The organism is Iamia sp., from assembly GCF_035575815.1.
Lineage (GTDB): Bacteria > Actinomycetota > Acidimicrobiia > Acidimicrobiales > Iamiaceae > Iamia.
The window spans coordinates 1-9,750 of the sequence record NZ_DATLXO010000170.1 but is presented as its reverse complement, the minus strand read 5'-3'; the positions used below and the strand labels follow the sequence as shown (position 1 = coordinate 9,750).

The window sequence follows — 9,750 nt, the reverse complement described above, 5'->3', positions numbered from 1 at the left end:
CTCCAATAGGCGGAGTCGAGCTCGGTGCGCAGCGCGCTCACGAGGTCGTCGACCTCGCCGCTGCGACCGGTGAAGCTGCTACCGAGGCTGTCGAGCTGGTCGATCTGACCACCGATGACGGACATGAGGGTTCTCCTTGGGCCAACGTCGAGGCACTGCACCCCGACCAACCGCAACGGTACGGACGGTGCGCCCCGCTGTGAACGGGAAGGGCTTCCCACCGTGGCCGGCGCGTGGGCCTCCAGGCTGCGGCATGGCCTCCCTGGCCCTCAGGACCGGCCCCGGGGATCACCTCTCACACGAACGATCCGGCCGTCGACGAAACGCTCGCGCTCCCCGTTCACAGCGATGGCACCGGAGAGGCGTCTCCGGCCCCGACCATTGCGGCCAGCGCGAGCAATCGGTTGCTGTAGGCCCACTCGTTGTCGTACCAGTCGAGCACCTTGACCCGGTCGCTCTTGGCCATCGTGTCGCAGGCCGAGCACCGGCAGGAGTAGGCCGACCGGACAGCGAGCGCGACCACGGCCAGGAGGCGATCGAGATCCTCCTCGAGGTGATGGAGCGCATCGCGCACCGACTCGACTTCCCCACCTTCGAGGTCGACGACCTGGTGGCCATCGGCCACCGGATGATCGCCGAACACGGCTACGAGCTGGCCGCCGAGACCGAGCCCGTGTTCCGCTCCTACGTCGAGCGACGCCTCGAGCAGCCCCACTTGGCCGACACCCCACCGCCCTCCGACGACTGACGGCGGGTCGAATGCCCCGCTCGGCGCCGAGCGAACGGCCGAGGTGACCCCTCGCCGTGGATCGAGGAGGACAGCCACTCGCAGTTCCTCACGGTGGCAGCCAGACTGCGTCCACCCCCCGGAAGGATCACCATGATGAAGCGACGTCCTGCGTTTGCGACCGCGGCCGCGGTCACGGCCCTCCTGCTGCTGGCCACCGCCGCCGCGGCGGCGCCACCATCGCCTCCGCCGGGCTCGTCGAGGCCCTACCTCGACAAGGCCTTCACGAACCTGCGCACGACACCGGAGGCCGCGCCGGTGCAGTACGGAGCAGCACCCCCGATCGACCCCACCATCGGTCCGGGCGACCCGTTTCGTCGCCCGCTCGACCCGTCGGGGAACGAGATCCTGAACCTGTGGGCGACGATCCCGCAGGACAACGAGGCCACCGACCGCCCGGCGATCATCCTGGTTCACGGTGGTGGGTTCAGGGGCGGCATCGGCAAAGCCTTCCCCCTGCTCGAGGGCATGGAGGACTACGCCAGCCGGGGCTACGTCCTCGTGTCGATCGAGTACCGGATCGACACGACCAGCGACTGCCAGGCCGTCCAGGACTACACCGGTGACCCGACCGACCCCGACTACCTGGCCATGCGGGCGCAGTGCGAGCGGGGCATCCTCGCCGCCCAGCAGGACACCCAGGCCGCAGTGCGATGGGTGCGTCGCAACGCGAGCCGCCACGGCGTCGATCCGAACAAGGTCGCGGTGGGCGGCTTCTCCGCCGGCGCGGTGACCGCCGCCAACGTGGCCTACAACTCCGACCTCGCCGGCGACTTCGCCTACAGCCGCGGGGACGACCCCGACGCCGACTCACGGGTCCAGGCCGCCTTCGGATCCTCGGGGTGCAACTACGACCCGACGACCATCGGCCCCGGTGACTCACCGACGTCGTTCATCGCTTCCGAGCTGGACAGCCTCGTCGACTACGACGATTGCGTCGTCCCGTCGTTCAGGACGGCCCGCGAGAGGGGCCTGGTGGCCGAGCTCCGCTCCTACTGCGGCAGCCGCCTGCACGCGTCGAGGCTCTACCAGGCCCACCAGGTCGCCACCGACCGCCAGTGGACCACCTTCCTGGTCCGGGAGATGGGGATCTACAGCGGGATGCGACCGCCGAGCGCCCTGGGGTTCTGCCCGTAGCTCCGCGCATCGAGGGGCTTACACAGACCGCACCCCGGCGCTAGGGGCGGCGAGGCTGAACTGGGCATCGCCGTGGTGACCGGCGCTGCTCGCGGCGTGGGGCCGGGCGTCGCAGTGGGCCGAGGTCATGACTCCGGGGCTCGACGTCGAGCGATGCGTGAGCGCGACGGGGAACCAGGAGGTCAGCTGAGCCGATCGATCCCCGGGTAGCGGTCGAAGCCGCGGTCGAAGCTCATGAGACGGTCGATGCCGGCGGTCTCCATCACCGCCAGGTGCAGGGCGTCGCGTGCCGAGAGGCCGTAGCCACCGAGGACGATCCGCTTCGCCTTCTCGATCTCGGTGAGGCCGACCGGCAGGACCTCGTCCACGACCCCCAGGAGGGCATCGAACGCGGGTTGGATCGCATCGAGGCGGCCGATGGCGCCGTATCGGTGGAGGATCTCCTGGAGCGCCTCCGCATCGGTGACGAGTCGCTCGTCACGGGATATGGCGTCATCGAGCAGGCGTTGCGCGTCGGCCTTGTGGGGATGGTCGGCCCCCACCAAGTACATGGGGATGTTCGAGTCGAGCAGGATCACCGGTCCTCGTACCCGCGCTCGATCTCCTCCAGCATCTGGTCGATGTCCCCGGTCGGGAAGTGGTGCCGGGCCGCGGCCCGCACGGTCGCGAGCTTGCGCGGAGCATCGCCCGATGCACGCTGACGTCGAGCAGCGCGCAACGTCTGGCGCACCCATTCCGACACGGTGAGGCCGTGTCGATCGGCCATCTTGCGGATGTCGTCGAGCTCCTGCTCGTCCAGCACGACCTGGAGTCGCTTACTCATGCGGTGAGTATACTGTCCTCCACCCGTGAGCCGGCCCGCGGGAAGCGCCTGGCGGGCCTCAGCGCAGGCGCGCCTTGGCCTGCTGCTTGGCCCGGGTGAGCTCCACCCGCTGGGGGTGGTCCTTGTAGAAGGGGTCGAGCGGGTAGCAGCCGGAGACCAGCCCGTTGCGGGGGGCGGTGGTGCAGTCGCTGAACGTGCGACACACCATCCGGGGCTGCAGCGGGCGGCCGGCGAGGACGTCGGCGGGCAGGTCCGGGTAGGACAGGACCATGCGGCCGAGGCCGACCATCGACGCCCCGCCCCCGGCGACGACGGCCTGGGCCACCTGGGGCAGCCACTCCTGCAGGTAGGAGTAGCCCGACCCCACGATGGTGAGACGCGGGTGGGCCGCGGCCAGCTCGGCGGTGGCGGCGAGCTGACGGGCCACGCCGACGAGTGGGTCCTCGGGCGGCTGATAGCCGTCGGACGGCGGGAAGTAGGCCGGCCGCTGGACGTGAGGGTTGTAGTACGGGCTGCCCGCCGTGGTGCTGACCAGGCCGATGCCGAGCTCTTCGACGAGGTCGAGGAGCTGGTGCGGCTCGGTGAGGTCGAGACCGAGACCGGTGCCGTCGCCCCCGAAGGCGAGGCGGTACGGACCGACCCCGTCGGGCACCCCGACGCCACCCTCGCCGGCGACGAAGGGCATCAGGTCGAACGCCGAGAGCCGCAGGCCGACGGCGAGGTCGGGCGCCCGGTCGCGAATGCCGGCCACGACGGACCGGAGGAACCGGGTGCGCCCGTCCAGGTCGCCGCCGAAGCGACCGGGCCGGTCGTGCGCGCTGAGCAGCTCGTGGAGCAGGTAGCCGTGGCAGTGCTTCACGTCGACGAAGTCGAAACCAGCCTGCCCGGCCAGCACGGCGGCGTCGACGTAGCACCCGACCAGCTCGTCGAGCTCGTCGTCGGTGAGCACGTCCGACGCGTCGGCGGACGACCGGGCATCGAGGAACGGGTGGGCGTACGCGGTGCGGGGGGCGGGCGCGCCCTCAGGGCGCGACCAGCGCCCGGAGTGGGTGAGCTGGAGCCCGGCGACCTGCTCGGGGGCGAGACGTGCCCGCAGGGCGGCGATGTCGTCGACGGTCGTCTCGTCGATGGCCAGCTGGTTGGGGTTGGCCCGCCCGTCGGGCCGCACCGCCGTCGCCTCGCCCCACACCAGGCCGCACCCGCTCGACGCGAACCGGTCCCACCGTCGCCGCACCAGGTCGGTCGGCCGCCCGTCGGTCCCCGCGTCCCAGCCCTCCATGGGCAGCACCGCGAAGCGGTTGGGAGCGGTGAGCACCCGGTCCCCGGCACCGCCGACGTCGACCGGCGAAGCCAGCACGCCGGCGGGATCGACCGCGGCGGCGACGGGCAGTTCGACGCCCAGGGCGTCGAGGTGGGCGCGCAGCACGTCGAGGGTGCCGAGCTTCTTGACCTGGGTGAACCTCATGCGCAGGTCTCCAGCCGCTCGAGGATGTCGGCCAGTAGCACCCGGTCGGACTCGGGCCGACGGGGGACGCCGGGCGGGGTCACGGCGCTCGCGGCCCACCCCCGCAGCTCGAAGAACATCGCCGCGTCGTGGCGGTAGGCCGGCACCGGCGCCCGGAACACGAGCTGGCCGAGGTACTGCAGCAGGTCGTTCAGCTCGTGGAACCCGGGATCGCCCTCGGCCCACATGCGGTCGCGGCGGGCGAACGCCTCGGGCGCGAAGGTCGAGAGGCCCAACAGGTAGTCGGATCCGTACATCACCATGTCGATGGCCAGGTCGTTGCCGGTCAAGACCTTGAAGTCGGGCCGCTGGGCGTCGCGGAGGGCGAGGCGCTCCCACTCGGCCGTCCGGCTCAGTGACGAGTGCTTGGCTCCGATGCACGAAGCGATGTCGATCATCCCCCCGTAGGCCTCGAGCGAGACGATGCGGCCGTAGGGCACGAACATCGGGCCCAGCTCGAAGCCGATGAAGCGATCGAGCGACGCGCCGATGCGCGCCAGGGCGTCCACCCACCCCTCGTCGGTGAGAGCGTTGAGGCCGTGAGACGGGAAGATCACCGGCGTGGCGCCCCGTTCGGCGATCGCGCTGCACGACGTGAGGTAGGCGTCGAGGTCGAAGGGGTCGCCAGGGCCGTCGGGGACATACGCGCCGGCCACGACGTCCCCGCCGGTGACCTCGGCCGCGAGGTCGAGGACGCGGGCCGCGTCGACGCCGGCGAGCAGCTGGACGTAACCGGTGTCCATGTTCACCGCCGGGGTGAGGCCGGCCGCGGCCGTCCGGCCGACGTGGGCCTCGACGCCGGCCCAGTCGATCTCACCCTCGACGGTGAAGGGCACCAGCACCGCCGACATCCCGGTGATCGATCGACGCGTCCGCACGCAGGGAGTGACCTCGGGCTGCATCCCGCCATCTTCACACGGAGGCGCGTGCCGGCCGCACCGGCGCCAGGAGCGGTTCGCCCCCGCCCGAGGGCGGCGATCACGAGGCCTCTCAGCCCGCGTCGCCCTCGCACTCCGCGGAATCGTCCCGCCAGCGGACGAAGCGGTCGACGACGCGGTCGAGGCCGTCGCGCTCGCGGGCGACGACCTCCATCCACTCGTCGAGCCGCTCGCGGCCTGCGTCGCTCAGGCCGTACATGTGCCGGGTCGAACCCGCGGTGGGCGCCGCCGACCACGACTCCAGCAGGCCATCGCCCTCGAGATCGGCGAGAGCGCGGTAGACGCTGGGACGGCTCACCGGCCCCAACCCGAGGCGGCGCAGCCCCTCGACCAACCGGTACCCGTGCCGGGGTTCCTCGGCCAACAGGAGCAGCAGGGCCGGATAGGTGAAGTGGCGGGGCGGGGCGAGCCGGAAGTGACACGCGGGCGCATCGTCGCCGCCGACCGGGGCGCACGCCTCATCCGGTGCCGAGACCCCCTCGGTCGTCGCGCCGAGTCCTTTGCCGTTGGCGGACACACAACCTCCTGACCCCGCGTCGACGGGTGCCGCGACGTCGGTCCGAGGATGGCGAGCGGAGCGAGAGGTGTCGTCTCCGGGCCGGCGTCTTGTCTGATTGGCCGCGGACTGTACCGGTGCTTGCGCCGCTCTGCTGGTCGACGAGCCGTCCGGCTCCGGCCGACCGGCGGTGGTCCACCGATCGCCGCTCCGAGCGCGCACGCGTGCCGCGAGGACGTACCGGCGAGGCGAGGACGGCGAGCCGCAGGCAACCGCCCGTCCTGGCCCCGGCCTCGGTCGCACGCGCGGGCAGGGCTCTTCGATCGGGCCTACCCTGAGAGGCGATGAGCGACCGGGACCCGACGAGGAGGATGACGTGACCACAGGATCGGCCGTGACCTCGGGGGACCGGGCCGCGAGGGACACGGGGGCCGGAGATCCGCTTCCCGGGGCGGCGTACGCGCTCGCCCGTCGCTTCGCGGCAGGCGCCACGATGTGGTGCGTCGCCCCCGCGTGGCCCGAGCACGGGCGCCACGTGGCCGTCGAGTTCGTCCACCCCGTGATCATCGGGACCCGTGCCCTCCCGGCCGTGTCGATCACCGGACCCGACCCGGTTGCGGCCGTACGGGCGGTGGCCCGCCCCGGCGACATCGTCCTCGCCGTCAGCACCACCGACGATCCCGTCGTGGCCGAGGTGCTGCACCGAGCGCCGGCGTGGGGGGTCACCACCGCGTGGGTCGCCTCGGGCCCTCCACCCGCGAACGCACGGGCCGATCTCATGGTGCGGGTCGACGACCCCGAGCGGTCGGCTCCCTACGACGGTCGCCTGGTGCTGCTCTACCACCTGCTGTGGGAGCTGACCCACGTCTGCTTCGAACACCCGGGCCTCCTCCGCGACCCCCCCGTGGATGCTGAGGAGGTGTGCATCACGTGCCGCGACGAGGGCCGACTGGCCGAGGTGCTGGGGCCCACCGCCGACGGCATCGACACCGAGGTGCGCACCGCCATGGGCATCGAGACCGTTGACGTCTCGCTGGTCGGGCCGGTGGGTCGCGACGACCTCCTCCTCGTCCACGCCGGGGCCGCCATCGCCACCGTGGACACCTCCGGCCTCGGCCCCGGGAGCGACCGGTGACGGACTTCCTCTACCCCTTCATCGATGGCGGGGAGGACGACCTCGGCGCCCTCATGGACGATCTGGCGGCGTCGGTTCGCGACAAGACGGCGACGAGCGCCGCCCTGCGCACCGCCAGCCTGGAGGGCGCCCGGGCCCCGCTCGAGGCGGCGGCGACGGCCATCGCCGAGCGATTCTCCCGCGGTGGGCGGCTGTTCGCCTTCGGCAACGGCGGCAGCTCCACTGACGCGAGCACCCTGGCGTCTCTCTTCTCCTGCCCTCCCCACGGTCGCCCGCTCCCGGCTCGCGGTCTCGTCGACGACAGCGCCGTGCTCACCGCACTGGGCAACGACGTCGGCTTCTCGCTCGTCTTCTCCCGCCAGCTGATCGCGCACGCCCGGCCCGGCGACATCGCCGTCGGCTTCTCGACGAGTGGCAACTCCGAGGACCTTCTCGTGGCCTTCGCCGAGGCGGCAGCGCACGACGTGCTCACCGTCGGGTTCGCCGGCTACGACGGCGGCGACATGAGCCGGGCCGGGCTCGACCACTGCCTGGTGGTCGACTCCGACAGCGTGCATCGCATCCAGGAGGCGCAGGCGGCCCTGAGCTTCGCCCTGTGGCGGGCCGTGCAGGGCGTGCTCGCAGGGGCGGTCGTCGGTGCCTGATGCCGCCGATGACCGCACCGCGCCGGGCCAGCGCGAGGCCCGGGTGCTCGAGCGCATCGAGTCGTTCCGGCGCCGCCGTCCCCGCCTCACCGACGAGGTCGTCACGCTGGCCCACGGTGCAGGGGGCAAGGCGTCGGCGGCCCTGATCGACGCTGTGTTCCTCGACGCCTTCGCGGCGGAGCGCGACGGGCCTCAGCCCGACGCCGCCACCCTGGTACTCGATTCGGGGGAGCGCTTGGCGTTCACCACCGACTCCTTCGTGGTGAAGCCCCATCACTTCCCCGGTGGCTCGATCGGTGACCTGGCCGTGAACGGCACGGTCAACGACCTGGCCGTCTCCGGCGCCCGGCCCCTCTGGCTCGCAGCCGCGTTCGTCCTCGAGGAGGGATTCGCCGTCGCCGAGGTGCGCGCCATCGCGGCCGACATGGCCGTTGCCGCCGCCACCGCCGGCGTCACCATCGTTACCGGCGACACCAAGGTGGTCGAGCGGGGCGCGGCCGACGGCGCCTACGTCACGACCACCGGGATCGGGCTCATCCCCCCGGAGCGGCGGCTGGGACCCGAGCACGTCAGGGCGGGCGACGTGGTCCTCGTGTCGGGGACCATCGGCGACCACGGCATGGCGGTGATGCTGGCCCGGGGCGACCTGGCCCTGGAGGCTGACATCAGGTCCGACTCGGCCGCGCTGGGAGGTCTCGTCGACGCCCTGTTCGCGGCGGCGCCCTCGACCCGCTGGCTGCGCGACCCGACACGGGGAGGGGTCGGCACCGTGGCCAACGAGCTGGCCCACGACACCGATCTGGCCATCGTGCTCGACGAGGCCCTGCTGCCCATCGACGCGGCGGTCGCCGGCGCCTGCGACCTGCTCGGCATCGATCCGCTCTACGTCGCCAACGAGGGCAAGCTCCTCGCCGTCGTCGCCCCCGACGAGGCCGATGCCGCCCTGGCGGCCCTGCGGGCCGACCCCCTCGGGTCCGCTGCGGCCCGCATCGGTGAGGTGGCGGCCGACCCCGCCGGCATCGTCGTGCTGCGCACCACCTTCGGCGGCACCCGCATCGTCGACATGCTCGTCGGCGATCCCCTGCCCCGCATCTGCTGAGGTCGGCACCGGTGCCGACCCGGACCGCGACACCTCGACCCTCGACGGGTGGGCGACCCGGGAGATCTCCCCTCCGCGCCCCGCGATCCCTCTCGGCGGCCCGTGCACTCCGAGGTGGACGGTGACGGTGACGGCGGCGCCCGAGCCCGCTCCCGGCTCGAGGGACCGGCGGCGCATCCGGGTCACGGGCACGGTGCAGGGCGTCGGGTTCCGACCCTTCGTCTACCGCCATGCGGTCGCCCTCGACCTCGACGGCTGGGTCCGCAACGACAGTTCCGGCGTGCTCATCGAGGCCGAGGGTGACCCCGGACGCCTCGACCGGTTGGCTCGCACGCTCGTCGACCAACCGCCGCCGCTGGCGCGGGTCGTCTCCGTCACCGTCGAGGCCGGGCTCACGCCGGGTGGCGACCGAGGCTTCCGCATCGCCGCCACCGACGCGCACGGACCGCGGAGGGCCCCGGTGGGCATCGACACCGCGACCTGCGAGGCCTGCCGGGCCGAGGTCGCGGATCCGACCGACCGCCGGCACCGCTACCCGTTCACCAACTGCACCGACTGTGGCCCCCGCTACACGATCCTGCGCCAGGTGCCCTATGACCGCCCGTCGACCACGATGGCGGGCTTCACCATGTGCCCCGCCTGCCAGGCCGAGTACGACGATCCCCTCGACCGCCGGTTCCACGCCCAGCCCAACGCGTGTCCGGAGTGCGGTCCGCAGCTCACGTGGCGGTCCCCGTCGGGCGCGGTGCGGGCGACCGGCGACGAGGCGTTGTGGGGTGCGGCTGAGGCGCTGCGGCAAGGTCAGATCGTCGCCCTCAAGGGGATCGGCGGCTACCACCTCGCCGCCGACGCCCGCTCGGACGGGGCCGTCGCCTCACTGCGCCGCCGCAAGCACCGCGACGACAAGCCCTTCGCGGTGATGGTCGCCGATGAGGCCGGAGCGCGAGCGCTCGCCCACCTCGACGCCGGTACGCTCGCCGCCCTCACCGACCCGCGTCGACCCGTCGTGCTGGCTCCCGTCCGTGCCGCCGGCCCACTAGCCGAGGGCGTCGCGCCGGGGCTGACCGAGGTGGGCCTCCTCCTGCCCTACAGCCCGCTGCACCACCTGCTGCTCGATGCCGTCGACCGGCCGCTGGTGATGACGAGCGGCAACGTCAGCGACGAGCCCATCGCCCACGACGACGACG

The 9,750-nt window shown here is 72.6% G+C and carries 12 protein-coding genes; 6 read left to right on the top strand and 6 right to left on the bottom strand.

The genetic code is table 11. From position 1 onward, the window contains the following. Positions 1–340: 340 nt before the first annotated feature. Entirely contained in the window at positions 341–523 is a 183-nt protein-coding gene (locus VNL12_RS17360; RefSeq protein ID WP_325596205.1) for a hypothetical protein, read from the bottom strand. A gap of 30 nt (positions 524–553) precedes the next feature. On the opposite strand from VNL12_RS17360, the gene VNL12_RS17355 reads away from it, so the two are divergent. Next, positions 554–748 (top strand): hypothetical protein, encoded by a 195-nt coding sequence (locus VNL12_RS17355; protein WP_325596204.1) that lies wholly within the window; start codon positions 554–556, stop codon positions 746–748. Between the two features lie 135 nt (positions 749–883). Next, complete coding sequence (locus VNL12_RS17350) at positions 884–1,924, top strand: alpha/beta hydrolase (RefSeq protein ID WP_325596203.1); 1,041 nt, start codon at positions 884–886, stop codon at positions 1,922–1,924. Positions 1,925–2,106: 182 nt separating this feature from the next. Here the strand turns inward: VNL12_RS17350 and VNL12_RS17345 are convergent, their stop codons facing one another. The 5 genes from VNL12_RS17345 to VNL12_RS17325 all read right to left on the bottom strand — a co-directional run bounded on the left by VNL12_RS17345 (position 2,107) and on the right by VNL12_RS17325 (position 5,706). Further along, positions 2,107–2,502 carry a type II toxin-antitoxin system VapC family toxin gene (locus VNL12_RS17345; protein ID WP_325596202.1) on the bottom strand — a complete coding sequence of 132 codons (396 nt, stop codon included), beginning with the start codon at positions 2,500–2,502 and terminating at the stop codon, positions 2,107–2,109. Then, positions 2,499–2,747, bottom strand: a complete 249-nt coding sequence (locus VNL12_RS17340) for a plasmid mobilization protein (protein WP_325596201.1) — start codon at positions 2,745–2,747, stop codon at positions 2,499–2,501. Before VNL12_RS17340 ends, VNL12_RS17345 begins: the two co-directional genes overlap by 4 nt. A gap of 58 nt (positions 2,748–2,805) precedes the next feature. After that, the gene (locus VNL12_RS17335) at positions 2,806–4,212 is read right to left on the bottom strand and encodes an NADH:flavin oxidoreductase (RefSeq protein ID WP_325596200.1); all 1,407 of its coding nucleotides are present in this window, start codon (positions 4,210–4,212) and stop codon (positions 2,806–2,808) included. Then, a complete protein-coding gene (locus VNL12_RS17330; protein ID WP_325596199.1) occupies positions 4,209–5,153 on the bottom strand; it encodes a dihydrodipicolinate synthase family protein in 945 nt (314 codons plus the stop codon). The genes VNL12_RS17335 and VNL12_RS17330 overlap by 4 nt, the downstream gene beginning before the upstream one ends. An 88-nt stretch (positions 5,154–5,241) precedes the next feature. Continuing rightward, entirely contained in the window at positions 5,242–5,706 is a 465-nt protein-coding gene (locus tag VNL12_RS17325; protein WP_325596198.1) for a PadR family transcriptional regulator, read from the bottom strand. A gap of 355 nt (positions 5,707–6,061) precedes the next feature. Here VNL12_RS17325 and VNL12_RS17320 point away from each other — a divergent pair, with 355 nt between their 5' ends. From VNL12_RS17320 to VNL12_RS17305, 4 genes are all read left to right on the top strand, one after another. Then, the gene (locus VNL12_RS17320; RefSeq protein WP_325596197.1) at positions 6,062–6,820 is read left to right on the top strand and encodes a hypothetical protein; all 759 of its coding nucleotides are present in this window, start codon (positions 6,062–6,064) and stop codon (positions 6,818–6,820) included. 53 nt (positions 6,821–6,873) lie between these two features. After that, the gene (locus tag VNL12_RS17315) at positions 6,874–7,464 is read left to right on the top strand and encodes an SIS domain-containing protein (RefSeq protein WP_349257876.1); all 591 of its coding nucleotides are present in this window, start codon (positions 6,874–6,876) and stop codon (positions 7,462–7,464) included. Continuing rightward, entirely contained in the window at positions 7,457–8,563 is a 1,107-nt protein-coding gene (gene hypE / locus VNL12_RS17310) for a hydrogenase expression/formation protein HypE (RefSeq protein WP_325596195.1), read from the top strand. Before VNL12_RS17315 ends, hypE begins: the two co-directional genes overlap by 8 nt. A 121-nt stretch (positions 8,564–8,684) precedes the next feature. Continuing rightward, the coding region (locus VNL12_RS17305) for a Sua5/YciO/YrdC/YwlC family protein (protein ID WP_325596194.1) at positions 8,685–9,750 on the top strand (1,066 nt) is incomplete at its 3' end.

Bases quoted from the DNA above. Each gene is read 5' to 3' on its own strand.
- VNL12_RS17335 (WP_325596200.1), bottom strand. From the start codon at position 4,212: ATGAGGTTCACCCAGGTCAAGAAGCTCGGCACCCTCGACGTGCTGCGC.
- VNL12_RS17350 (WP_325596203.1), top strand. From the start codon at position 884: ATGAAGCGACGTCCTGCGTTTGCGACCGCGGCCGCGGTCACGGCCCTC.
- VNL12_RS17330 (WP_325596199.1), bottom strand. From the start codon at position 5,153: ATGCAGCCCGAGGTCACTCCCTGCGTGCGGACGCGTCGATCGATCACC.
- VNL12_RS17340 (WP_325596201.1), bottom strand. From the start codon at position 2,747: ATGAGTAAGCGACTCCAGGTCGTGCTGGACGAGCAGGAGCTCGACGAC.
- VNL12_RS17315 (WP_349257876.1), top strand. From the start codon at position 6,874: ATGGACGATCTGGCGGCGTCGGTTCGCGACAAGACGGCGACGAGCGCC.